The organism is Serratia grimesii, from assembly GCF_900186025.1.
Classification (GTDB): domain Bacteria; phylum Pseudomonadota; class Gammaproteobacteria; order Enterobacterales; family Enterobacteriaceae; genus Serratia; species Serratia grimesii.
Map to the genome: position 1 here is coordinate 1916598 of NZ_LT883155.1, position 23280 is coordinate 1939877.

27 protein-coding genes are annotated in these 23280 nt (G+C 48.8%); 25 read left to right on the plus strand and 2 right to left on the minus strand.

Annotated elements, in window-relative coordinates; genetic code table 11:
- The first annotated feature begins 27 nt into the window (after window positions 1–27).
- The 15 genes from SGBXF1_RS08990 to SGBXF1_RS09060 all read left to right on the plus strand — a co-directional run bounded on the left by SGBXF1_RS08990 (window position 28) and on the right by SGBXF1_RS09060 (window position 10247).
- Entirely contained in the window at window positions 28–1356 is a 1329-nt protein-coding gene (locus SGBXF1_RS08990) for an anti-CBASS protein Acb1 family protein (RefSeq protein ID WP_186428216.1), read from the plus strand.
- Entirely contained in the window at window positions 1340–2266 is a 927-nt protein-coding gene (locus SGBXF1_RS08995) for a phage minor head protein (protein ID WP_186428217.1), read from the plus strand. The genes SGBXF1_RS08990 and SGBXF1_RS08995 overlap by 17 nt, the downstream gene beginning before the upstream one ends.
- 3 nt (window positions 2267–2269) lie before the next feature.
- Window positions 2270–3535: a hypothetical protein gene (locus SGBXF1_RS09000; protein WP_186428218.1), complete on the plus strand. Its 1266-nt coding sequence runs from the start codon at window positions 2270–2272 to the stop codon at window positions 3533–3535.
- Between the two features lie 12 nt (window positions 3536–3547).
- Complete coding sequence (locus tag SGBXF1_RS09005; protein WP_186428219.1) at window positions 3548–4000, plus strand: gp53 minor capsid family protein; 453 nt, start codon at window positions 3548–3550, stop codon at window positions 3998–4000.
- An 11-nt stretch (window positions 4001–4011) separates the two neighbouring features.
- The gene (locus SGBXF1_RS09010) at window positions 4012–5088 is read left to right on the plus strand and encodes a major capsid protein (protein ID WP_186428220.1); all 1077 of its coding nucleotides are present in this window, start codon (window positions 4012–4014) and stop codon (window positions 5086–5088) included.
- 9 nt (window positions 5089–5097) lie between these two features.
- Window positions 5098–5391, plus strand: coding sequence for a hypothetical protein (locus tag SGBXF1_RS09015; protein WP_186428221.1), 294 nt, complete (start codon window positions 5098–5100; stop codon window positions 5389–5391).
- 67 nt (window positions 5392–5458) lie between these two features.
- Window positions 5459–5857, plus strand: coding sequence for a DUF7370 family protein (locus SGBXF1_RS09020; RefSeq protein ID WP_186428222.1), 399 nt, complete (start codon window positions 5459–5461; stop codon window positions 5855–5857).
- 171 nt (window positions 5858–6028) lie between these two features.
- Window positions 6029–6376: a hypothetical protein gene (locus tag SGBXF1_RS09025; RefSeq protein ID WP_186428223.1), complete on the plus strand. Its 348-nt coding sequence runs from the start codon at window positions 6029–6031 to the stop codon at window positions 6374–6376.
- 2 nt (window positions 6377–6378) lie between these two features.
- A complete protein-coding gene (locus SGBXF1_RS09030; RefSeq protein ID WP_037419490.1) occupies window positions 6379–6777 on the plus strand; it encodes a hypothetical protein in 399 nt (132 codons plus the stop codon).
- Window positions 6774–7163: a phage tail termination protein gene (locus SGBXF1_RS09035; protein ID WP_186428224.1), complete on the plus strand. Its 390-nt coding sequence runs from the start codon at window positions 6774–6776 to the stop codon at window positions 7161–7163. Before SGBXF1_RS09030 ends, SGBXF1_RS09035 begins: the two co-directional genes overlap by 4 nt.
- 61 nt (window positions 7164–7224) lie before the next feature.
- Entirely contained in the window at window positions 7225–7974 is a 750-nt protein-coding gene (locus SGBXF1_RS09040; RefSeq protein WP_186428225.1) for an Ig-like domain-containing protein, read from the plus strand.
- 53 nt (window positions 7975–8027) lie between these two features.
- Window positions 8028–8705 carry a DUF6246 family protein gene (locus tag SGBXF1_RS09045; RefSeq protein WP_186428226.1) on the plus strand — a complete coding sequence of 226 codons (678 nt, stop codon included), beginning with the start codon at window positions 8028–8030 and terminating at the stop codon, window positions 8703–8705.
- A gap of 201 nt (window positions 8706–8906) precedes the next feature.
- On the plus strand, window positions 8907–9116 hold the full coding sequence (locus SGBXF1_RS09050) for a hypothetical protein (protein WP_037419502.1): 210 nt from the start codon (window positions 8907–8909) through the stop codon (window positions 9114–9116).
- A gap of 3 nt (window positions 9117–9119) precedes the next feature.
- Window positions 9120–9950 (plus strand): hypothetical protein, encoded by an 831-nt coding sequence (locus tag SGBXF1_RS09055; RefSeq protein WP_037419505.1) that lies wholly within the window; start codon window positions 9120–9122, stop codon window positions 9948–9950.
- A gap of 147 nt (window positions 9951–10097) precedes the next feature.
- A complete protein-coding gene (locus SGBXF1_RS09060; RefSeq protein WP_186428227.1) occupies window positions 10098–10247 on the plus strand; it encodes a hypothetical protein in 150 nt (49 codons plus the stop codon).
- Between the two features lie 71 nt (window positions 10248–10318).
- Here the strand turns inward: SGBXF1_RS09060 and SGBXF1_RS09065 are convergent, their stop codons facing one another.
- On the minus strand, window positions 10319–11224 hold the full coding sequence (locus SGBXF1_RS09065) for a phage antirepressor N-terminal domain-containing protein (RefSeq protein WP_186428228.1): 906 nt from the start codon (window positions 11222–11224) through the stop codon (window positions 10319–10321).
- A 160-nt stretch (window positions 11225–11384) separates the two neighbouring features.
- Between SGBXF1_RS09065 and SGBXF1_RS09070 the strand changes: the two genes are divergently transcribed.
- The 10 genes from SGBXF1_RS09070 (at window position 11385) to SGBXF1_RS09115 (ending at window position 21941) form a co-directional block, all read left to right on the plus strand.
- On the plus strand, window positions 11385–11669 hold the full coding sequence (locus SGBXF1_RS09070) for an Arc family DNA-binding protein (RefSeq protein ID WP_238321019.1): 285 nt from the start codon (window positions 11385–11387) through the stop codon (window positions 11667–11669).
- 109 nt (window positions 11670–11778) lie between these two features.
- Window positions 11779–12060, plus strand: a complete 282-nt coding sequence (locus SGBXF1_RS09075) for a hypothetical protein (RefSeq protein ID WP_186428230.1) — start codon at window positions 11779–11781, stop codon at window positions 12058–12060.
- A gap of 68 nt (window positions 12061–12128) precedes the next feature.
- Window positions 12129–15311, plus strand: coding sequence for a phage tail tape measure protein (locus tag SGBXF1_RS09080; protein WP_186428231.1), 3183 nt, complete (start codon window positions 12129–12131; stop codon window positions 15309–15311).
- Window positions 15312–15313: 2 nt separating this feature from the next.
- Window positions 15314–15937 (plus strand): hypothetical protein, encoded by a 624-nt coding sequence (locus SGBXF1_RS09085; protein WP_186428232.1) that lies wholly within the window; start codon window positions 15314–15316, stop codon window positions 15935–15937.
- A gap of 37 nt (window positions 15938–15974) precedes the next feature.
- The gene (locus tag SGBXF1_RS09090; RefSeq protein ID WP_186428233.1) at window positions 15975–16442 is read left to right on the plus strand and encodes a hypothetical protein; all 468 of its coding nucleotides are present in this window, start codon (window positions 15975–15977) and stop codon (window positions 16440–16442) included.
- Window positions 16443–16913: a DUF1833 family protein gene (locus tag SGBXF1_RS09095; RefSeq protein WP_186428234.1), complete on the plus strand. Its 471-nt coding sequence runs from the start codon at window positions 16443–16445 to the stop codon at window positions 16911–16913.
- On the plus strand, window positions 16906–17337 hold the full coding sequence (locus tag SGBXF1_RS09100) for an NlpC/P60 family protein (protein ID WP_238321020.1): 432 nt from the start codon (window positions 16906–16908) through the stop codon (window positions 17335–17337). The genes SGBXF1_RS09095 and SGBXF1_RS09100 overlap by 8 nt, the downstream gene beginning before the upstream one ends.
- Window positions 17285–19780, plus strand: a complete 2496-nt coding sequence (locus SGBXF1_RS09105) for a host specificity factor TipJ family phage tail protein (RefSeq protein WP_186428235.1) — start codon at window positions 17285–17287, stop codon at window positions 19778–19780. The genes SGBXF1_RS09100 and SGBXF1_RS09105 overlap by 53 nt, the downstream gene beginning before the upstream one ends.
- The gene (locus SGBXF1_RS09110) at window positions 19781–21733 is read left to right on the plus strand and encodes a tail fiber/spike domain-containing protein (protein ID WP_186428236.1); all 1953 of its coding nucleotides are present in this window, start codon (window positions 19781–19783) and stop codon (window positions 21731–21733) included.
- Window positions 21734–21743: 10 nt separating this feature from the next.
- Entirely contained in the window at window positions 21744–21941 is a 198-nt protein-coding gene (locus SGBXF1_RS09115) for a hypothetical protein (protein ID WP_186428237.1), read from the plus strand.
- A 486-nt stretch (window positions 21942–22427) separates the two neighbouring features.
- Here the strand turns inward: SGBXF1_RS09115 and cho are convergent, their stop codons facing one another.
- On the minus strand, window positions 22428–23252 hold the full coding sequence (cho, locus tag SGBXF1_RS09120) for an excinuclease Cho (RefSeq protein WP_186428238.1): 825 nt from the start codon (window positions 23250–23252) through the stop codon (window positions 22428–22430).
- Between the last annotated feature and the right edge of the window lie 28 nt (window positions 23253–23280).

Below are 23280 nucleotides of genomic sequence, written 5' to 3' on the forward strand. Positions count from 1 at the left end.
ATTGCCCCCCCACCAAGTGGACAAAGTATGAATAAAAACCTCCAACTGGCCGTCAACCACGCGTTGAACGACGCCAGGATTGAGCGTGCCCGTATGGGGATGCTGGGGCCATCTATGGGCCTGGACAATAAACGTGGATCAGCATGGTGTGAATACGGTTTTCCTGACCAGATTACGTATGACAACCTTTACTCTCTCTATCGTCGCGGTGGTATTGCTCACGGCGCAGTAGAAAAGCTGGTGGGTAAATGCTGGAAAACCAACCCAGAAATTATTGAGGGTGATAAGTCAGACGAGAAGCGCAAGGAAACAGCTTGGGAGAAAAAGCTAAAACAGGTGTTCACTAACCGGCTGTGGCGAGCCTTTTCTGATGCCGACCGCAGGCGTCTCGTAGGTCGTTACTCAGGCATTCTGTTGCACATCCGCGACGACAAAGCATGGAACCTCGAAGTAACGAAAGGTCGCGGCCTCGATAAAGTCACGGTGGCTTGGGCTGGCTCGTTGAATGTTAGCGAATGGGATGGTGGGCTCAACTCGAAAACATACGGCAAGCCGAAGATGTGGCAGTACACCGAACGCCTGTCGAATGGTTCGACCCGCCGTGTTGATATTCATCCTGACCGAATATTTATCCTCGGTGACTACACCGACGATGCTATTGGCTTCCTGGAGCCTGCGTATAACGCTTTCGTCAGCTTGGAGAAGGTAGAAGGCGGATCTGGCGAGTCATTCCTGAAGAACGCAGCTCGCCAGCTTGCGCTTAGCTTCGACAAAGAGATCGACTTTGGCAGTCTCGCGTCAATGTATGGCGTGAGTGTTGATGAGTTGCAGGACAAGTTCAACGAAGCAGCTCGTGAGATGAACCGCGGCAACGACGTCCTCATGAGTCTTCAGGGAGCCAGCGTGACCTCTTTGGTTTCGCCGGTATCAGACCCCAGCCCGACCTATAACGTAAACCTGCAGACGGCCTCTGCTGGCGTTGATATCCCGACGCGGATACTGGTGGGGAACCAACAGGCTGAGCGCTCAAGCACAGAAGACCAGAAGTATATGAACGGTCGCTGCCAGAGCCGCCGCGGCGATCTGTCGTTTGAAATTGAGGACTTCTGCGACAAGCTGATTGACCTGAAAATTATCGATTCAGTTGGACAGAAGACGGTTATTTGGGATGACCTCAATCAGCAGACGCGCGCTGAACGCCTTGCTGACTCCAAAACTATGGCTGAGGTGAACAAGGCCATGGTGGAAAGTGGAGACGTAGCCCCATTCAGTGGTGATGAAATTCGAACTGCTGCAGGATTCGAGACAGAAGGCGGTGACCCGCTTGGGGAGGCAGAGGATGAAGAAGAAACCTAAGCCTCCAATACTGCCGAGTAACATCAAAGACCCCACCGGAGTCGATAAGCTTGAGCGAGGTGCCATGCGGGAGTTTGCAAAACGCATGAAGCTGATAACGAAAGGTTACATCGATATTCTTAACCGGATCCCCTCAGAACCAGTAGTCAACGAACGTTATACCTTCCGACTTGATCAGGGCCTTCTCTCAATGTTGCTGCAAAACGGAGAGGCGCTGGTGGATGACATTTTGTTGGAAGGTGGAGAGTTTAACCTCTGGTTCTTTGGGCGCTATGTCTCCGTGGCATACCAGCGTGGCACCGCCCAGGAATATTACAACCTTTCCCAGCAATCCTCTGCTTACGCTGCCGGTCAACAGGATGTTCCCAGCATCCTGTTAAGTGAGCCATATCAACTTCGTCTGATTCTGGTTAGAGCTCGTGAGTTCGAAGAGATGAAAGGGCTCAGCGCGCAAGTAAAAAGCGACATGGCGCGCATCCTGACAGACGGTATAGCCAGGGGGCTGAATCCACGGGACGTGGCTAAAAACCTGAACGAGCAAACAGGTATAGAAACCCGGCGTGCTAATCGCATAGCCAGAACGGAAATCACCACCGCTCTCCGCCGCGCTCGCTGGGACGAAGCACAAGACGCTCAAGACCGCTACGGCATCAAAACAAAGCTGATGCACATCTCTGCACTAAGCCCCACGACCCGCGCCACACACGCCGCCAGGCATGCTCATCTGTACACACAAGATGAGGTTAGGGAGTGGTACACCAAAAACGGCAACGCCATTAACTGCAAATGCTCTCAGATTTCTGTGCTGGTGGATGAAAAAGGGAACCCTCTCACCCCCTCAGTCATCGACAAAGCCAAGCAGACACTCAGTGACATGAAGGAGAGAGGCTACAAATGGGCAGAGGGTTAATCCATGAAAGTTCAAGTTAACGTAACCACGAAGGTAAACAGTCAGGCTATCCGCCGTGAGACGTATAACGGGCGAGAACACCTTATTTTGCCAAGCTACACGCTACCGGCAAACGTCGTCATGAATGACGGTCTCTATACGGCCAGCGAAATCGATGCTCATTACGCAGGGCTGGAAGGCACCCTGGCACCATTAGGGCATCCGCAACTCAACGGCGCATTCATCTCCGCTTTTTCTCCTGAAGGCATCAATCAGGGCCATATCGGTGCTTGGAACAGGAACGTTAAAAAATCAGGCAACCGAATTTACCTGGAAAAATGGGTTGATACCCAGACCGCCAATCAAAGCGAAGGCGGAAGGGAACTGATCGAACGTGTCGCTGCAATTGAGCGTGGTGAAGACGTTCCCCCGATTCATACAAGCGTAGCGGTATTCCTTGACCAGTTGGAGCCAAACGAGCAGCAGAAGTCTACCGGTGCCAAATGGGTAGCGAAAATTCACGGCATGGATCACGACGCCATTCTGTTGCATGAGGTGGGTGCAGCGACGCCTGAACAGGGCGTTGGCCTAATGGTTAACGCCGACCTCGCGACGCCGCTCAAGGTCAATTCTGGTGCGCTGGTGGGTGAGTCTTATCGTGATCGCGAATTGCGGCTTGATAGGGCAGCGAAAGCAAAATTTGCGCCCGGTGAAAATGAGTATGCCTGGGTTGCTGATTTTACCGATTCGCAAGTCGTAATCATGCGTAATGGCGGAACCGCGCAGGTTTACGGTTATTCCTCTGACGGCGGGAAGATCACCTTTGACGATACCGGCACACCGGTAGCGCGCCAAGAGTCCTGGGTGACGGTCGTCGCCAACAAAGTTAAATCCTTATTTACTCCGCAGGGACAACCTGCACCAAACCACCAAACGGAGGGCGACATGCCTTTAACCACTGAAGAGAAACAAGAGCTGATCACCGAAATCGGCAAAGGCCTGGCTGCCAACTTCGCCGAGGCGCTAAAGCCGATCACTGACAAAGTTGATGCGCTGCAGACCAACCATAACCAACTGGCCGAAACGCTCACCGCCAACTCTCGCGCTGAGGAGAAAACCAAGCGTGAAGCTGTTGCGAAGGTTCATGGCGATGTCGTAGCCAACGCGCTCAAAGGTGACGCTCTGGACGTAATGTTCAAGTCTCTGGGCGAAGCCGCTCCTCTGGCAGGTAACTCCGGCCAGCAGCAGCAAGAAACCGGTGCGCCTGTTGCCAATACATATTTCAAATAAGAGGGCCAGCCAATGCCACGTTATCGTCGCGTAAATATCGACGGTCAGTCTCTGTACAAGACCGAAACCCGCACCACTGCTGCGGCACTTCTGCCGGGCACTGCTGCTGTCATCAACGCCAGCGATGAGTTTGCACAGGCAGCCGCGCTTAAAGGCCGTATCTACATTATCGATGTTGCTTACCATCAGGGGCTGAAAATCACGGATGCTATCCCTATCGGTGACTCCGCTGTAGGCAACTACGTGGAAGAAGGCCGCGAGCTGGCTCTACTGTGCGTGCCTGGTGCGTATAAGAAGGACAGCCCGATCAAGCTCGGCGCTAATGGTCAATTCACTTTAGCGACGGCTGATACTGACTCAGTGATCGGTTACAGCCAGGATGAAGCAACCATCGCAGCCAGCACTACCGATTTCATCCGCGTGCGTATGCGCGTTGGCACCGTCGCAGCAGCGCCTGCACCGTAAAAGGAAAATATATGTATTTCTCCAAAGATACACTGGCTGCAAACAGCCGCCTTGGCGGTCACTGGAATGAATTGTGGGCAAACCGCAACATCTGGAACGCAAACCACAACTCCATGATTGCCGTAAACCGTGCGCACATGACTCCTGAAATGCTGGCATGTAACGCTGTTGGCGGGTTCGCTCGTGAGTTTTGGGCTGAGGTAGACAACCAGATCCTTCAAATGCGCGACCAGGAAGATGGAATGGAAATCATCAACGATTTGATGGGTGTCCAGACCGTACTTTCTGTCGGTAAAACCGCCAAACTTTATAACGTTGTTGGCGATATTGCTGATGATGTTTCGGTAAGCATTGATGGTCAGGCGCCGTTCTCATTTGACCATACTGACTACGACAGTGACGGCGACCCGATTCCGGTGTTCACTTCCGGTTACGGGGTAAACTGGCGCCATGCTGCAGGCCTTAACTCCGTGGGCATCGATCTGGTACTGGATTCACAGTCGGCTAAGTTGAGGAAGGTTAACAAGCGCCGGGTTGCCTATTACCTGAGTGGTGACGAGAACATTCAGGTTCAGGGCTACAAAGCCCAGGGGATGAAAAACCACCGCAACACCAAGAAGATTAATCTAGGTTCTGGTGCCGGTGGTGCGAACATCGATCTAACTACGGCTAATGCTGTGCAATGGATTGAATTCTTCGGTAAAGGTGCATTTGGTTCCAACGCTCGCGTGAATAAGGTTTCCAAGTATGACGTTATGTGGGTTAGTGACGAAATCTGGGCAAACCTTGCACAGCCGTATGTAGTTAACGGGGTAATCAGCGGCAACGTTTTGCAGGCCGTTTTGCCGTTTGCTGCAGTAAAAGAGATCCGACCCACGTTTGCGCTGAGCGGTAATGAGTTCATCGCCTACGTTCGCCGCAAAGATGTTATCTCTCCGCTGGTTGGCATGGCTCAGGGTGTCATTCCTTTGCCGCGTCCACTTCCGAACGTCAACTACAACTTCCAGATCATGTCTGCTGAAGGTCTGCAAATTACCGCAGATGATCAGGGGCTGTCCGGTGTTGTTTACGGTGCCAATCTGGCGTAAGGGGTGAGCATGGCTAAGTACGAAGTAATTCGCCCCTGGAATGGCGTAAAACTCGGTGAAGTTTTGGAGCTGGACAATCTGCACCCGGCATTGAAATCCAATGTTCGGCTCATGCTTGGTGAGGCTAGTGGTGAATTGACACCGGCAACCCCTGGCGCGAGGAACGAAGCCAAGTCTCGGAAAGAGACTATCGCGAACCGGCTGACTGAACTGGCTATCGAATTCAAGGGTAACCTTGGCGCGGATCGGCTTGCCGAGTTGCTGCCTGATGGCGAACTTGAAAAATTGTTCCCTGCTGAATAACCGCCGCCGTTAAAGGCGGTTTTTTTATGCCCCGTTTCGGCGGGGTAACTCTTTACAGGAATCAGCCATGGTGACTATCGAACAGGCCAAAGAATACTTGCAGTCACAAGGTATCACTCTGCCTGATTTCGTCCTGTCCGCGCTGGTGGAACAGGCGAACAGTATTCAGGAATGCTTGGACGCACATTACCCTGCTTCTACCTCATTGCTGATACAGCTCTATCTGCTGGCTCTTATGGGATTAGGCCAGGGCGATAAGTATATAAGCTCACAAACAGCACCAAGCGGTGCATCAAGGTCATTCCGCTATCAATCATTTTCTGACCGGTGGAAGGGCGCGGTTAACCTGCTTCGCGGGCTCGATAAATACGGTTGTGCGACATCGATAACGCCACCTGACCCAACAAATAAAGCTTTCGCAGGTCTCTGGGTTGGGAAGGGCGGCTGTATGTGTGGTGGTAAGTGATGGTGTGGGTTCCGGTGGTTGAACGCCTACCCAAGCCATTTGAGCGAGTTTGGGTAAAAACCGATACCGGTAGGCAAACCACAGGGTTCGTGAGCAGTGACGGTAAATGGACAATCAATTGCCCAAAAATCGCAACTGAGCGGTCATCAGTGGTTAGCTGGAGGGAATGATATGTCTTCAGTAGCTGATTGGTCGTATACGGCGGAGGCCACTTTCTGGCGGAGCCTTGGCATCAGTGAAGCAGGGGATCCGCTTGGGTGGGCTACACCTGAAATCATTATGTGCGATTACGAAGGTGGGCTATCGAAAAAACTCAGCAATATCGGTTCAGAGATAACGGTAAAAAATACCATCTGGACAGAGTTCACAGGGGCTAAAGCTGGCGATTACCTGTTTATAGGGAAGTCTACGATCACAGACCCGATCGCCGCGGGTGCCGATGAGGTTGTTCAGGTGGTGCGCTATGCCGATACGTTTGAACGCCTAGCTGAAGACATCGCCATCCTTACGGGAGGGTAACCATGGGCGTAAAGATAAAGGGCATCAAGGCAGCACAGCGACGCTTGGATGCTGTCGTAGAGGATGTTCGGACACGTAAAGCGGTTAGGGCAATCAAATCCGCAATGTTCATTATCGGTGCAGAGTCAGCACTGATGACACCGATGGATACCGGCACCCTGGTGAATTCTCAGTTCCAAGAAACCATGATCAACGGTACTCGTATTACAGGCCGCATCGGCTATTCCGCCAATTACGCTGTTTATGTCCACAACGCCAGCGGCATCATGAAGGGGCTGCCTCGACCAAACAATCGCGGTAATTATTGGGATCCGTCTGGTGAGCCTAAATTCCTGACAAAAGCAGCTGAGAGAACTCGACGTCAGGTGGATGACATAATCCGGAAGGAGATGAAGCTGTGACCCCTCCAATGTATCGCCGCCTCCGCGACCATTTCCAAGATGCAGGGCTGACCGCTGGACTCACCATTCAAACGCTGATGTGGAATGACACTGGCAAGTTGTCTGAAGCTTTCATTGTGTTCCGCTCAGGCGGAGGATCTGATGTTCAACATGACCGTGGCGGTAATTTTTTCGTGATGGTTGATGTAATTGGCGCAAAGGGCATGGGTAAGAACGATGAGGTCGATGCGACCGCAAACAGAATCGCTGAATTTATCAGTGATCAGGAAGGTGCTGATGGTTGCGTTGGCGCTATGCGATTGCTTGGCGGTTTGCCCCCTCCGGTAACCTCTACTGAAGGTCGCCTAATCTACCGACTAATGGTCTGCTGCACCTACGGTGAATAACCACACATATCTATCCATCAGGCTGCCCTCGGGTGGCCTTTTTTATTTGAAGAGGTAACACATGCAAGGTTGTCCAAATGACACCGGCAAGCTGATCGGTAAAGTTGCCGTTCTTCGTGCTGCATTCGGTTGTGCTGATGCAATGCCTGCTCTAAGTGACTGGAAGCGCCTTGGAGCGCTAACAACTAAAGGCTTTGACTTCTCCCCTAACACGGTGACGTCTGAGGCAGACGATACCAAAGGGCTCGTTGAGAGCCTTGTCACGAACATGGATTTCACCATTTCGGGAGAAGGTGAGTTCCGTAAGAAGGACAAAACCACCGAGATTGGCGCGATTCATATCTCCAAATACATCTTTGATGAAGTGCAGGCGGGGCGGCAGCCAACCTTATGGCTTCGTTTCGACTTCGTTGGCGAAGATTCTAGCACCTACATCATGGGGTACTTCAACACCACGTCCTGGTCTGGTGATTTCGGCGGCACTGATATCTCCACTTTCTCTGGCGAGTGGAAAGTAGCTGATTCCGATACCGTGGTGTTTGAGGTTGGTGATGATATTCCGGTTACCAGTGTCACTGTTGCTCCTGCAACCGCAAGTATTGCCGTCAGCGCTACTCAGCAACTTAGCACTACGTTTGTGCCTGCTGATGCCAGTGACAAAACCGGCACCTGGTCATCCTCTGCAACCGGCAAAGCCACTGTTAACCAATCAGGGCTAGTGACTGGAGTTTCAGCTGGTTCGGCGATTATCACTTTCACCTCTAACGATGGTGCTAAGACATCGACCAGCGCGATCACTGTCACAGCGTAACTATCACAAAGGGCATGCACGTGCCCTTGATGATAATTATTCGAGGTTACCCAATGATACCGTTCACCGAAATTGGCGAGATGCTTATCTCAGATGCTGACCGCGATTACTTTTTCAGGCCATCGTTCGCCAACATGTCCCGCATAGGTTCGCCAGCAGCGATTGTAGAGCGCTTTGCTGAGCTGCATACCAGCGACGCACCTCGCTTACTTGAAGCTGCCATAGCGGCATATGGTGCGATCCCTGCGTGGTTGCTGGAACATATCAATGCACCTTCCTTCAGTAGCTACGCCATCTACGCCGGAATGATCGTCATGCAGGCATGTTGTGATGATGATATCAGCGCGCTGGTGGGGGAGCTTAAGCCGAGCAAGCGAGGTAAGAGAGCATTTGTTTTTCGCCAGGGCAAGATGCCTGTAAGCGATATTATCGTACTTGGTCAGGCACTCATTACTCACGGCATCATCGGTAAGGCGAAGGTGCGAAAGCTGCAACGCCATGAGTCGAACAACTACGTGAACGAGTTCAAAGCATTTGAGTACATCAGCGCAGCGCGTAACCACTTCAACATGCCGAGAGCGGAAGCAGAACAGCTCACCATGACCGAATTTCAGCAACTACTTGCCGCCAAGTACCCTGAGCAGAAAGGCTTCACACGTGAAGAGTATGACCAGGTAATGGACGAAGATGAGAAGCGCTGGCAGGCGATGATGGCGAATTCATCTAAGTAGATAAGTGGTCTACAATTGAGTTGAAAGTGTGACGTGTCACAACACAAAGTTTGTTGGTGTCACACTTGACCACCAGATCAACATAACTTAATCTTCAAGCACAACAATAAATACTGTTGAAATTTTTTCGATTTAGGGCTTGGTGAAACATTGATTCGCTAAGCTCTTTTTGCACCCCAACGAGGCGGATAAGGAGGAGCTATGTTTGGTTTCTCGTTCAAAGGCAAACCAACCCACAGAGTCGACACCTCTGTCGACCGGTTAACAAATATTCTTATCGATAACCAAGATAGACTGACTATCGATCGAGACGGTGTGATCAGTCTCAATCTGAACAACGAAAAAGTTCGCAATGAAATGAAGCGTCAGCTTCAGCATCTTGCAAAAGTTGAACCTGCAAAGGCCAGGTGATCGATGGGGACACTGTTATTATCAGCCATTCTAGTTAGTGGCTACATCTTCACGATTACTTCAGTATCCTCTAGATATAAATTTAAGCGCTCCGATGGTTGGGGCGCTTACTTTTATGTGGCAACGTGGGGAACTGGCTTCTGCATTCTGAGTTGGATGATATGTTCGTTCATGGGATTTGTGGGGCTAATCGATTTCTTTGCCCAGCACGCAGGGATCAATAAAAACAATGTCAAAATGCTTATCCCGCTTTCTGCTGATGCAGTTGCTACAGGTAAAAGTTTAAAGATAGCTCTATGGATCGTTGGAACGGTCGTGCTTGCTACGGTTTGTGGTCTTCTGAATAAGGTTTGGCATGCATGCGGTGACCACCGATTTAAAGCCCTTGCCAAGGCAGCTAAAAACCATCCTCTAGAAACAATGGCGATAGAAGCTTCTGCAACCTTAGCGCCAGTTATCTTTACTTTGAAATCAAAAAAGTTTTATGTCGGTTGGGTAATTCGACCTCCGCTGGAGCATGGGAAGATTGAGCACATGGCCTTCATCCCTCTACTAAGCGGATATAGGGATAAAGATACACTGAAAATTGTGGTGACCACTAACTATGATACTCACTATGAAAGCATAGGATTATTCGGTGATATTACTGGTGTGGAAGGCCCGCCGAAGATTGATAGTAACTTGACGCTCAATGATTTCAGGGTTGTTTGCCCAGTGTCTGAAATCGAAAACTTGTCATTCTTTGACTTTCAGACCTATAACCGGTTTAAAGAACTGGAAGAGAAGGAAGAAAAAAAACAGCGCAGGTTTAGGCCCAGAACTTCAAAAGCTTGATGATGCTAATAGAACCCACCCAATAGGTGGGTTTTTGCTTTCTGGTCCCATGTGGTTTTCGTCCTCGTTTTGCTGGCCTTTTTCATGGTCGTTCTTTGGTTTGTGGTGCAATCTTGTTGCTCTTTTTTAATCCATGGAGTTGAAACAATGGAAAAACTGCTAGCACTTGTCACCAACCAATACTTCCTGGCATGTGTCGCTGCAACCAAAGTGTTTGTAGCAACGGGAGACCAAAGCTATTTCAAGAACAGCATCGACTACGGCCTGCAGGCTGTCTTCGAAGCAAAAAATAGATAGCCTCCAAACCCGCTGCGGCGGGTTTTCTATTTCTAACCATAGAAAAGCCCACCGAAGTGGGCCAGGAATACTTACTCACCTATCTGCGGTGATATGTCGCGCTCACGACGCATCCGGTAAAACACTCTAAAGTTGTCTTGTCTAAACAAGCCTGATTCTATGTGTGACGTCTCTCTACATAGAATGGTTCGTGCCGCGTTGATTGTCCGAGGGGACTCAAGAGGCATTGAGTAATACGCGCCAGCCAATTTATGCTCTGCTGCTCGAAGTATTGGGTAAACCTGCTTCATGTAGTCGCACATGTAGGTGGCATAACTCCACAGCCAAGAGAGTGTGCAAAGTTCATCATCTGTGAATTGACTGGCTACTTGTGGAAGTTCTATCTGCTTACCAAGGTATTCGCCATCAAGCACAACGCGGTGGACGTACTCTATAGCTTGCGGAATCTGTTCGGAGGTTAATTCCTCTATGCTTTCTACAGCAAAGCGCTGGTGGATGATGGAGTAAGCCTCTGGGTACATCAGGTGCTTCTTACTGACCAGCATATTAACCGCGTCGCGTAATGGCGTTCGTTCATCAACGGTTGTTCCTGGCTTGCGGACGGCAGCGCCTTTTGTCCAGTAGTCGTGCAGAACGGTAAAGCACTCCTCCTGATAGGCGATCAGCTTGTCGCGGATGTCGGCGCGGACCTTTGAAGGGTTGATGCTGAACAGCCAGCCGTTGAGCTTCTTTAGTGGGATGCAGAGCAGCTTACGAACCCTGCCGTCAGCAGCAACCATAGAGATATCTCTACAGTCGAATTTTTCTCTTTGGGTTCTCAGTTTTACTGATTGTCCTGTCCAGTCAATCCCTATGTTCTCGACCACGGTTCTCATCGCTACATAAGCCGCACCGACGACCATAGCTGTGATGATAGGTTGTCCATGGAACTGGACGGATGAAGTGTTAACTGCCTCAAGAATTGATATACTGTTCATGTCTTTTATCCTTGTGGGGATGGGGGGCAAATCAGAAGCCCTGACTGTTCGCGCAGTTGGGGCTTCGCTATATTGGTGGTAGTGTTTTGCTACCACGATTGACATGCTAGTAGTGTTTTACTACCATGTCAACATGTTGTTCAACTGGTAGCCGGTGCTTATGAGAGAGCCACAATTTAACGTTAGAATGTCGCAAGAGCTTAAAGATAAGGTAGCGGCATTGGCAGAGAAGAATAAGCGCTCAATGAACGCTGAAATTGTCGCTGCGATAGAAGACGCGGTTAGAAAGCCGCTTATGGCTCAGATAGAAGAGTTGAGAAAAGAGCGTGATTATGCAGAAGTGGATGCGTTTATGAGTGAAAGAGCTTATGGTCAGGATGTCTTTGAAGAAAAACTTGTGAAGCTAGAAGAAATAACTAAGAAGTTGCAAGACTTGCTAAAATAATTATTCTGCCTCTTAAACATCCTGCTTAGCTGCGGGTTTTTTCGTTGCCACCGCTGCCCCCTCTGCTACCATGTAACGACTTGTTACTTGTCTATGGGAATGGAGTGAAATGCTAAAATTAATTGGCGGGTTATTAATTGCAGTAGGGGTTATTTCTGCTGGTTATGCACTTGGTATGGAAGTAACTGTTGGGTATGCGGATAAAGTTTATAACACTGGCTTAATGGCAACACGTGAGGTGTTCACCATTGCCGGTAGTGCAATTGCTATTATTGGAACCTTAGTTGCCATGTCTGGAGTCATTATTGAGCTGATTGAAAAAAAAGAAAATGAAAAGCTTGATGTGCTGAAAAACATAAGTAATGGATTGGCAGATCACTTAGAAAAGTAAGGCGTTAGCAGTTGGCAGAAACCAAAGCCCCGCATCTGCGGGGTTTTTTATTGCCTGGAGAAAAGTGAATGGCAGAGCAAGATGGCGGTAAGTTGGTTTATGAAGTTGATATAGATGTTGCCCCGCTGCTGAGTGGTAGCAACAAAGCTAAGGCTGAATTAGCATCATTGGGTGATGCGGCCAATGATACCGCTCCAGGCTTCGAAAAACTAAGCAAGGGGGCCAAGGGGGTTGCATCAGCGCTCGCCATGCCAGAGGTAAATAAGCTCTCCACCAAGTTGGCTCAGCTTTCTGGGAAAATTGGGGCGTCGTCTGAATCTGCTGCTGTAGCTACTGATTCGCAAAACAAGTTTCATGGCGCATTAAGCACAGTAGCAAGCCAATTGGGTGCTGGGTATGTATCTAACGTTGGCTCTGCAACCTCAGCATTAATCAAACATGCGAAGGAAGCGATCGCAGCCACCAATGCACAATTAGAAAACGCAGTTGCAGCTAAAAAAGAAGCAACGGCATTGCAAGAGTCAGCAACGCAGCTTGTCACGAAGGCCGCTGCTGAGAAAAAACTTGCGGAAGAGGCAACCAATACAGCGACATCGGAGTTAAAAGTAGCTGAAGCGGTCTTTGCTCGGAAAGAAGCCGATATATCCTCCCTTGAGGCATTATTGGTGCGCCAGAAAGAGTCTTTGCGCCAATCAGAAGCAAACCTGGAAATAACCAACTCAGAGAAAGCCGTAGCTCAGGCGCTGAGAGACAGGAATGCCGTTGAAACCACGCAAGCAAAAATCATTAAGCAGTCTAATCAGGCTGTAAAAGAAGTTACTGCGGCTGAGGATAGGGTAAAAGCAGCTAAACTCGCCTCAGCTACGGCCAGTGAAAAATTAACCCAGTCTGTAGCCCTTGAGGCCGTTGCAGTTGCGACTGTAGCCAAGGCCAGTGATGCTGCCACTATCGCAACCGAAAGGCTGACAACCGCCTCAAAGGTTCAGGCAGCGGCTGTATCGGGTGCTAGAGGAGCGCTCGCTTTACTGGGTGGCCCTTCTGGCATTTTATTATTGGCTGCTGCTGGCGTTTATTCGCTTTATCAGGCGATGAACGACACATCTAAAATTGAAAAATATAAGCAAGAAATAGATGACGCAGCAAAACGCACTGAATACCTAACCAAAGTGCAGGCTGATGCAGCTTCAGCGAAAACAAAAATACGGCTTGATATAGATCAGGAATCATTGAAAGGGGCCGAAGCAGATATTGAAGCTATTAAAAACTCAATCAACACCATAAAATCAATTAGTGGCTCACCAAAACTAATTGCTGATTTAGAGAAGGATCTCACACTTGCTAAAGAGAAGGCGTCTGAGTTCGCCGACTCGGTGCGAGTTGCAAACGATCGTATTGATAAATTCACTCAGCAATCACGGAAATCCGGTGACGCCACAACAGCCACAGCCATTGCTAATGAAGTCTATGACAAGTCCATGAAGGGTGTCATAGAGTCCAATGTAATTCTTGAAAAGGCAATACATGGGAGCCTGTCAGCTGCTGAAGAAATGGCTGCCGAAAAAGGGTTGCGAAAGGCCCTGGAAGACATCGGAATAACCGGGAAGGAGGCCGAGGCACAAGTAATAAAACTCAAAGAAGCTTTTGCCAAAAAGAGGGAGCTAACATTTGAGCAGGAACTGAAATCTGTTGAACAAAATATTGCTGCCCTACGCCTTGAAATGGTCAGAGGGAAAGAAGCGGCAATAGCATATCGTGCATCCATCGCTGCAACTAACATGGGCTTAAAGCCTGAAGAAGCCCAAATGTATGTGGATGCCAAAAAGGAAGAATTTGAGTTAACCAAAAAACTTTCCGACCAGAAGAAAAAAGACACTTCGGATAGATCATCTGCAAAACGGGATGCTAACGCGGCTGAAAGTGTTGCCCAGAAGCTGTCAAATCTTAAGCAGCAGGCTGCTCTTGCCGCCGAATCGACCACCGAGCTAAGCAGGGCACAAGCCATCCTCAATGCTCAGCAGTCCCTTGGTAAAGGTGCAACGCAAGCGCAGATCGCTGAGGCTGGTGCGTACGCCGCCAAAAAATGGGATACAGCGAACGCCATCAAGGCGCAAGCAGCGGCTGAAAAACTACTGCCTGAAGCGCGAGAGAACGCGAGCTATAAGCAGGATGTGAAGGATTTAAACACTGCCCTCGCTGCGAAGAAAATCAGCCAGGAACAATACAACACCACCTCTGAACAACTCGAACAGCAGCATCAGGTTGCCCTGGCCCAAATACGTGCTGGGCGAGCGGTAACGCCAATGCAGGAGGCTCAAGGTAGTGTGGATCCTGTGCAGGCGCTCGCTAATGAGCATGCCAAAAAGCTGGCACTGATTCAGCAGTTTGAAACACAGAAAGGGGTAATTACCGCCAACGGACTAGCATTAATGAATGCTGCCAATATGGAATATGAAAAGGCACGCACCGATGCTCAGTGGGCGCTGTTTACTCAACAAAGTGTCGGAATGGAAGCCCTGGGAGCCGCAGTAGACTCTTTTGGACAAGGGGCTAGTTCAGCTCTGTCCGGAGTTATAACTGGCACTCAGTCAGCGTCGGACGCCATGAGAGGTTTAGCTGATACCGTCTTAAGCAGCGTAATTCAAACTTTCGTTGAGATGGGTTTGCAGCAAGCCAAGTCAGCCATCATGGGGGCATCCGTTCAGCAATCAGCCATTGCCGCTACTACTGCTACACAAGTAGGGGCTCTGGGAACCACTACAGCAGCAAGCGTCACATCAGCAGGCACGACAATGGCAGCATGGTTACCGGCTGCGCTGGTGGCTTCTGTTGGCTCGTTTGGTGCTGCTGCAATCATTGGTGGTGCTGCGCTGGTGGGTGCCTTTGCTCTGTCCAAGACGCTATCCGGTAAACGCAAGAATGGCGGCCCAGTATCTGCTGGTGGGATGTATCAAATCGGGGAGGGTGGTAAACCGGAAATTCTTCAGTCCAGTAATGGGAGAAATTACCTTTTACCGGGTGATGGTGGCGGCAACGTCCTAAGTAACAAGCAGATTAATTCTGGTGGGGGCGGTGGGACGACAATTATAATCGAGAACTATTCTTCAGGTGCTGGAGTTCAGGATACGCAAACCAGTACTGGGGTAGATGGTCGAGAGGTAACGCGAATTGTACTTGCTGATTTGCAACAGGGTGGGCAAATTAGCCAAGGAATCTCTCAATATCATCAGGCACCGCGCCGCGCGACGGAGTAATAATGTCATCACTAATTTTCTATCTTCATAAGGATATGGCTATTGTTGTTACAGACACTCTGGCTGTAGATAAAGAAGGCAATCCTTTCATCTTTACCAATAAAGCATCGTACATTCCAACTTTAAAAACGGTTGTCGCCGGAACTGGCATTGGTCGGTTTTCGTCAGAGTGGGCCAATTTTGTAAGCAATGAAATGGTTCTATTTGATATCGAAAATTTGAATGTTCACACGCAACATCATCTATCTAGGTTATGGACGGAGTTCAAATCCAGATTCCAGTTGCAAGAAGGATTGACGACAACTATTTATCAGTTTGGGTATTCCATTGAAGGTCAGTGTATTAAAGGTTTTGCTTATCGCTCATCAAATGGTTTTTCTCCTGAGGAACTGGATTATGGGACATTCGCCAAACCTGCATGTGACATTATTGTTGGGAATTTAGATGAGGCATTTCCACAAATGATGAGGCAGCAACGCACCATGCAAGAAGCTTTGCCAAGTGAGTCTCGTGTTTATATTGGAGGTGAAATGCATGCAATGGTACTCACAGCCAACGAATGCAGGCAAATGAAAATTGGTGAGTTCGATGATTATCAGCACCAACTAGACCAACTCTTACAATAACCCGCTTCGGCGGGTTTTTTATTACCGGGAGAAAACCGTGGCAATACCTTATCCCGACTGGCTATCCCTTCCTCAGAAGGCCAACAAGAGCCGCACAATTGATAGCGGATTTCGCACCGATCAACCTGCAGTGGGTGCTCCTATCTTTCAGCGGCTAACTGATGACCTAAAAACCACCTGGTCACTGAACTGGATTTTCACGCTGCAGGAAGACCGAGCATTTGAGCAGTGGTATCGCAGTCCGCGCTATCTCGATAACGGCAACCAGTGGTTCACCATGCTGTGCAATCTGGGTGGTTCTGGTCTGCAAGTGCAGGAGCTGCATTTTATCGCGCCACCGGTACAGACGAGTATCAACGGCAATACCACAACATGGACGGCCAGCGTTATCACTCGGAAAGTCTACAACCCGGATGATGAATACTCAGATGTCATTGTTGAGCTGCCGCCGTACCAGTGGGGGATTATTGACGAGGTAGTTAACCGAGATTTACCGGAGTTTTAAATGCCAACGTTACGCGAATTTCAGTCTCAGCGTCCTAACCGCATTTTGTACTACACCATGACGTTCTATCACTCGACATTCGGCTATATCCGCCTTGTGAACCGGCAAATTTATCCCAAGACGTTTGCGGGGCAGGTTTACACGCCATGCAGAATGGAAGTGTCAGAGAGCCAGCAAAGCAACACGCCGGTAATCAACGCCACAGTGAAGTTTGGCAGACTGGCGCAGGACTTTAAGCAGCAGTTGAAGCTGTGGCGTGCCTATTCACGGATAACGCCAATATCAGCCACTTACCAGCGCTTTGATGCCGCCGACATGAACACGCCACTAAAGCCGTGGACGCTCTACGTTAAAGATGTGTCGATGGATGAGAGTGATGTCACGTGCTCACTGACTCTACAGAACCCGCTAAACAACAACATCGCCTTTCTCTACAACACAACCGACTTCCCAGGGCTAGCCAATGCATAAATCTGACTTTGTGGACGTCATGGATGGCAAGCCGTGGCGCGATAGAGCATGTTCTTTTGAGGCGGCGGATTGTTGGGGCCTTGTTGTTCTGTATTACCGCTATGTGCTGGGCATTGAGATACACCAGACACCGGACTACGAAGCCGGTAGCGACTTCCTGACGTGCTTTACGGGTGATGTTGTGTTTTGGCAACGGGCCGAAAAGTCCGCCGACAGTAGCATCTTTATCGCGTATTACGGCGCTGAGCCAAAGCATGTCGGTTTGGTGGTGGATGGGCAAGCATTCCATAGCCGTGGCGAATCAGGCCAGGTGCGCTTTGACAAGCTTCGGACTTTAGAAAAAGTATTCACCAAAGTGGAGTTTTACGATTATGCCGTTGATCGAAGTTCAGCGCGTGCCGGGGATACCCAAAGAGAGACATAACCTCGCAGCAGGCAGTATGTTTTACCCTTGGCTGAAAAAAGCCAACCTGCATTGTGATGTTGAGATACTGAGGAACGGAGTTAAGTTAAAACCTGAAGATGAGCTGAATTTCCCACTGAACCAAGGCGACGTTATCAGCGTATTTGACCAGCCTAAGAGTGGTGCACTCGGCACAATCTTGAACCCACTTGAGCATTTCAACCCAATTAAGTTTACCCAGAAAATCCTCTCGTCACTCATCGCGCAACCGAACGCTAACGCTGCGACGAATAACTCCAAGACATCCCCGAACAATAGCCTTAAAGGGCAGACCAATATTGCCCGCAACGGCGAGGCGAAGCCGGATAACTACGGGCAAGTAAGGGCCTTTCCTGACCTTATTCAAGAGTCTCTATTCGAGTACACCAACAACATCAAGAAGGTGACCGAGTGGATGAACTTCGGGCTGGGTAAATATGACGTGACGTCTGTTCGATACTCAGAGTCAAACCTCGGCGCGTTGGCTGGTGCTTCGTACCAGATTTTTCAGCCAGGGCAGAATATACCGGTCATCAATGAAGGTTTTGCTTTTGATGACATTGACGGTCAAGAATTGCCGGGGCCTAACGAGAGTGAGGATTTTCCGGCTGAAACAGCCACAACAACCACAGGTATGGTTTCCGGTGAGTTCGTAGCAGGTCAGGCACTCGTGAAGATTAAGCAAAATAGCGACTTTGATTACTTCTATGACCTGTCGAAACCACACTCTGTATCCTTTGTCGTCAATGTCACTTACAACACGGTATCTGATCCAGTAACGCGGGATATTACTGTTTTTGCCGACTTAACCAATGCAGCGACTTCAGACGATGGCGCACCGATTGAACCGCAGTTTTTCTATGAGTTCACATTTGCCAACCTTAGCGGTAACGATATCAGCCAGATCCCTGGTGACGCGGTAATCAACACGACAATTTTTACATTGAATGACAATGAGCCACTGGTGATCGGTCCTTCGTTCTCTCCAGTAGAAGGAACTCAGTTGTGGGTACATCTACAAGCCCAGTTAGGTCATGGTGACTACGCCAGAACCAATATCACCTTTTACAAAGTAGATGACGATAATAACCTGATCCCTGGCACTTTAGAGAGCTACAACGTCGGCCTCAATAATGACGATGAAAATTCAGACACCAAATATGAGACATACAAGTTTACACCGGCTGCAGGCACTGGTCGTTACGCGGTGTCTTTTATCCGATCGAATAACAGCAACGATCACTCCGTACTGAAAGTAGAAGCCGTTCACATTGTTAGGTCGCGTAACAACGTCGTTTATCCGCACGATACGCTTGTCACGGTCACGGTATCAGCCACGGAAAAAGCTACCAGCGCTAGGGAGCGCAAATACAACGCCCTGATCACCCGTCACGTCATCAGTTATAACCTCGCTACTCAGACGGTCGATTACACAGAAAGGCCATCACGTTCGTTTGCAGATGCTGTGCTGCACACCTGGGTAAGAATGGGCGGGCAGGCAGAGTCCAGCATCGATATTTACGAGTTGTATTCAATTGCGGCTTCATTACCGGATCCGCGTCTGGGTTACTTCGACTACACGTTTGACGATGAAGACATTTCGCTCGGGGCCAGGGTACAGACCATTTGCGACGCGGCCACCGTTACGGCGTTCTGGGATGATGGCGTGCTGTCCTTTACACGTGACGAGCGCAAGCCGAATGCTGTGACCTTGTTTAGCCGTGCCAATACCAAAGCCGAGGATTACAGCCTTTCGTATGACATGACGCTACCTGGTGGCTTCGATGGGGTTCAGGTTACTTATAAGAACCCCACGACAAACAAACAGGCATTCATCCGCTATCGGATCACCGGCACAACGATTGAAGAGGGAGAGCCAGTCAAGGCGAAGAAGTTAGACATGCTGTATGTCAGGAACTCGTATCAAGCCAGGGACAGGGCGCTTAAGGAGATTCGTCGTCTTCTCTATTCACGGCAGACGATGTCTATTCGGGCACTAGCCGATGGTGAATGGGTGAATGTAGGACAAATGGTGCAGGTTGCCGATACATACGATACCAATCAGCAAGCCGGTTACATCAAATCACGACAAGGGAATGACTTTTACACCAGTGAGCGTATCGAATGGCAAGGTGACATGTTTGTCATTGTCACTGATGCGAATGGAACCCCAACGGAAAGAACCCAGGCATTTCCTCGTAGCGACACGATATTTGGATTCACCGCGGCAGTATCCGCAATACCACTCAATATTTTTGACGGCTACAACGTCCAGTCACCCTCTCGCTATGTCATTGCCACGCAAGTGGAGATGGATGCGACGAAGTGGACGATCACCGAAAAGAAACCAAATGGCGACGGAACGACATCACTGACCATGTCTGAATATAACGACGACATGTATAATTACGAGGTGACTGAATAAATGGCTACCACACCTACAAAGAAACCAATACCAAGTGAAGATGTAAAAGATTTAAAATTTAATGCCGGTAAAATTGATGAGGAGGTTAGTAGTAATTCTTCAGAGTTTTACATTGATAGATTTGAAGTTAAGCACCTTACAAACTTCGGGCGAAATAAATTAGCCAAAGATGCCATTGCTAACTACGGGTATATAACCTTAGATAGCTTTGAAGATGGTGCGATTATAACATTGCCTAACCAAACGCTTAGGCTGAAGTCCAATGGTGAGTATTATCGTTGGGATGGTGACTTTGGGCAGGGGGGGAAGGTCGTTCCTGTAGGTTCAACGCCTGAAAGTACGGGTGGTATTGGGCTGGGTAAATGGGTATCTGTTGGGGATGGTTCGTTAAGGAATAATCTGGCAAGTGGAAACATGGGGTCGGTATTTGTTGATCACATGCATGTAACCAATGGAACCTCAGTTTCATTTAGAAAATTTCTTAATATTAAGAATGGCAGTGTGAATGCTACTCAGGCACTGATTGATGCTGCAACATCTGGTTATGCAGTGGAAATTCCGCATGACTATGTACTCCGTGTTGAGTCCGCTAATATTCCCACAATTAGCGGCGCGAGACTTTTTGGTCAAAGCGGTTCACGTCCAAGCATCTTGATTGATCATACAGATACTAGCAATCCGCAAATTGCTATTAGTCCATTCAACTATATTGCCAACCTGCGTTTTAGATATCCTAACCAAAAATTGATTCTTGGAACTGGAGAGGAGCCAATTCCCTATGGTGCCCTTTTTGATGGAGGTGGATATTTCTCTGAGTTTCATAATCTTGACATTGGTAACGCTTATTACGCCTTTAAACTAGGCAATGAGATAAGCTCAAGTTCAAAAATTACAATGAGTAATATCATTGGAGCGCCGTTGTATCGAGGGTTGTCGCTTGATAGGGTGATGGACGTACCGCGTGTTTCAGATGTTCATTGGAATTACAATTTCATGCGCGATTACCTGTTGCCGGGGGAGAATTATACCTATGATGACTCCTTGAAGGCATGGATGCAGAACAATGCTACTGCCTATCATATTGGCCGCTGCGATTTCGCTACCTTCTTTCGCCTGTTTTCATACGGTTACTTCCGTGGGTTATATACGCGCTCTGAGCGTTACACTGGTTCGGCAGATAACTGCCGTTTTGTTGGTTGTGATCAGGATATGTGTACTCATCCCATTTGGTTCCAGAACTGGGAGAATCGTATTTCTGTTGTTGATACGAAACTTGTTGGCGGCATTAATTCTGGCATGCCTCTAAAAGAACCGTCATCAAATGTGATTTTCGATAACGGTAGTACCACTGCTATTGCCATTATCGATGGTGTTGATATGGGGTACCTGAGTTCTAATGCTTTGGCTACCGGAACGAATACTGTTATCACAAACAGCAAGATTCATCATTACGGGGTTACTGCGGGTTCTCAGGGTAATGCAATAATCCAAACAGCAGATCGTCCGATTTACATTGATAGCACGTCGATAGACGGATCATCCGGTGCTCAGACGCGCGGTATTTTCAGTAGTGTTTCTACTAAGCAGCTCACTCTGGGGGATGGTGTGGACATTTCAGGAACTACATTGGCCTCGTATGATTGGCGATTTGGATCCGTACCACCATCACGCAATGCACGCCTCGGTGGGAGTCCTGGACATAATGGCATATCTTTTGTCAGTAACATTCCTAAAACTTATCCTTGTGAGGTTATTCCTACAGCAGGTAATTACTTTAAAAAAGGTGATTATGCGCAAAATACTAAACCGACAATAAAATCAGCTCCAGGAGTGCCAGCGTACATCGTGAAAGGATGGAATAGAATAACCGAAGCAAATAACTCGGGCACTAATCATGTACTAAATACAGATTGGACTGAGGATAGAAATTACTTTAATGGGTTTACGGTATAAGAGGTGGTGAATGCTAGTAGCTAAAATAAAGCTTGCGAACGGGAAGGAGAATGGTTGTGAAATTAAAGAGTGGTGGAGAGATGCTGATGGCACGGTCAGACTGAAAAAGTATGATGATACGATTGACGTTGTAGAGCTTTCAGAAAATGACATTGTCTATATCACTGACACATCAGAAAGTGGTAACACAATCGCCGTATACCGGTAAGGGACGATAAGGGGTTGCTATTGTGCCTCATTGGGAAAGTGACGGATAAGTGGGGATTGGGATGGGACAAACTTGGGACAGGGATGTTTTCACATCTGTTGATATTGTTTTCTAACTTTTTGCATCTTGGGACGTGTGAGCGCGGTCTGATGCGGTAAGTTGGTGATATGAATACTAAATCATACAACTCTTAATCAATTGGTCACAGGTTCGAACCCTGTACGACCCACCAACAAATCATGCAGTTAGCGTGTCTTCTTCCTTTCTGATTTTTCTTTGCGTGCCCTAATTGGGACACACTTCTCAAAAATTGCATTAATCCAGCGTGAATATTCAGTTAAGTGATCTGGCGCAAGGTGAGCATATCGATCCCCCATTTCTATGGCCTTCTCACTGCCGATTTCCTACAAAATTGATAATGTAACTTCTTATGAGGTGAGCCTGCTTGTTTGGGGGTTCCGCAAGGGAGGTTTGTTTGTGTAGGTGTTAAACCTTGTCAATCAAGTGAATGTGCTCGCGGCTTTCATGGAATAGTCGTCGACAAAGAATACGATAACAGTCTCGGTCGAATTCATCGGCTGGGAAACTGAGTTTTTCAGCTTCATGCAGCGATGGCGCAGTACCGAGGTAGAACCAGTTACTGATTATATGGAAGGCTGTGAGTTGGCCTTGCCGTTCCTCGATAGCGATCCTTCCAGGGAATGGCCAGTGTCGTACCTGGGCCTGCTCCAGGGCACTGAGCAGTCTGGTCTGGTGGGCTTGCGAGGTTTCCTTCCCGCAGCATACTCCTGCGCACTTGCCTAATTGGTGGCGAAAGCAGGGTTGCCCGGGGCGCCCTTTTTCAATATCCAGGTGAGTCAGACAGAGTCGTTCCTGATCGGCAATATCGAGCAGAAAGTCGACGGCCGCCGAGCGTCGCAGAAACAGACCGTATAAGTTCGGCGTTCGGGAAAAGTCCAGCGCATCACTGTAAACGATACGCGTCTGGGAGTCCTGTACTTGCAACGCACAAAGTCGCCGAATTTTACGCAGCCGCTTGTTGTAAAGAGGACTTTGCTGTTTAACCATGGATGATTCAAGCAGTAGCGCCCCAATCTCACCCACTGTCTCGATGCAGGTTATACGACGGGTAGCGGCAAGTAATCGCGCTTCACGCGGATTACGCAGATGAGACTGAACACGGCGGCGAATATTGACACTCTTACCTATGTATAGAGGATGAGCGTCGCTGTCCCCGTGAAAGAAATAGACGCCACAGGTTTGCGGCAGATTGGCGACTTCTTCGGTCAGATGTTCAGGGTATTGATACATGGGCTATCAGGGACTCACTGCTTATGCC

Coding starts and splice junctions, on each gene's coding strand:
- SGBXF1_RS08990 (WP_186428216.1), top strand. CDS start 28: ATGAATAAAAACCTCCAACTGGCCGTCAACCACGCGTTGAACGACGCC.
- SGBXF1_RS08995 (WP_186428217.1), top strand. CDS start 1,340: ATGAAGAAGAAACCTAAGCCTCCAATACTGCCGAGTAACATCAAAGAC.
- SGBXF1_RS09000 (WP_186428218.1), top strand. CDS start 2,270: ATGAAAGTTCAAGTTAACGTAACCACGAAGGTAAACAGTCAGGCTATC.
- SGBXF1_RS09005 (WP_186428219.1), top strand. CDS start 3,548: ATGCCACGTTATCGTCGCGTAAATATCGACGGTCAGTCTCTGTACAAG.
- SGBXF1_RS09010 (WP_186428220.1), top strand. CDS start 4,012: ATGTATTTCTCCAAAGATACACTGGCTGCAAACAGCCGCCTTGGCGGT.
- SGBXF1_RS09015 (WP_186428221.1), top strand. CDS start 5,098: ATGGCTAAGTACGAAGTAATTCGCCCCTGGAATGGCGTAAAACTCGGT.
- SGBXF1_RS09020 (WP_186428222.1), top strand. CDS start 5,459: ATGGTGACTATCGAACAGGCCAAAGAATACTTGCAGTCACAAGGTATC.
- SGBXF1_RS09025 (WP_186428223.1), top strand. CDS start 6,029: ATGTCTTCAGTAGCTGATTGGTCGTATACGGCGGAGGCCACTTTCTGG.
- SGBXF1_RS09030 (WP_037419490.1), top strand. CDS start 6,379: ATGGGCGTAAAGATAAAGGGCATCAAGGCAGCACAGCGACGCTTGGAT.
- SGBXF1_RS09040 (WP_186428225.1), top strand. CDS start 7,225: ATGCAAGGTTGTCCAAATGACACCGGCAAGCTGATCGGTAAAGTTGCC.
- SGBXF1_RS09045 (WP_186428226.1), top strand. CDS start 8,028: ATGATACCGTTCACCGAAATTGGCGAGATGCTTATCTCAGATGCTGAC.
- SGBXF1_RS09050 (WP_037419502.1), top strand. CDS start 8,907: ATGTTTGGTTTCTCGTTCAAAGGCAAACCAACCCACAGAGTCGACACC.
- SGBXF1_RS09055 (WP_037419505.1), top strand. CDS start 9,120: ATGGGGACACTGTTATTATCAGCCATTCTAGTTAGTGGCTACATCTTC.
- SGBXF1_RS09060 (WP_186428227.1), top strand. CDS start 10,098: ATGGAAAAACTGCTAGCACTTGTCACCAACCAATACTTCCTGGCATGT.
- SGBXF1_RS09065 (WP_186428228.1), bottom strand. CDS start 11,224: ATGAACAGTATATCAATTCTTGAGGCAGTTAACACTTCATCCGTCCAG.
- SGBXF1_RS09070 (WP_238321019.1), top strand. CDS start 11,385: ATGAGAGAGCCACAATTTAACGTTAGAATGTCGCAAGAGCTTAAAGAT.
- SGBXF1_RS09075 (WP_186428230.1), top strand. CDS start 11,779: ATGCTAAAATTAATTGGCGGGTTATTAATTGCAGTAGGGGTTATTTCT.
- SGBXF1_RS09080 (WP_186428231.1), top strand. CDS start 12,129: ATGGCAGAGCAAGATGGCGGTAAGTTGGTTTATGAAGTTGATATAGAT.
- SGBXF1_RS09085 (WP_186428232.1), top strand. CDS start 15,314: ATGTCATCACTAATTTTCTATCTTCATAAGGATATGGCTATTGTTGTT.
- SGBXF1_RS09095 (WP_186428234.1), top strand. CDS start 16,443: ATGCCAACGTTACGCGAATTTCAGTCTCAGCGTCCTAACCGCATTTTG.
- SGBXF1_RS09100 (WP_238321020.1), top strand. CDS start 16,906: ATGCATAAATCTGACTTTGTGGACGTCATGGATGGCAAGCCGTGGCGC.
- SGBXF1_RS09105 (WP_186428235.1), top strand. CDS start 17,285: ATGCCGTTGATCGAAGTTCAGCGCGTGCCGGGGATACCCAAAGAGAGA.
- SGBXF1_RS09110 (WP_186428236.1), top strand. CDS start 19,781: ATGGCTACCACACCTACAAAGAAACCAATACCAAGTGAAGATGTAAAA.
- SGBXF1_RS09115 (WP_186428237.1), top strand. CDS start 21,744: ATGCTAGTAGCTAAAATAAAGCTTGCGAACGGGAAGGAGAATGGTTGT.
- cho (WP_186428238.1), bottom strand. CDS start 23,252: ATGTATCAATACCCTGAACATCTGACCGAAGAAGTCGCCAATCTGCCG.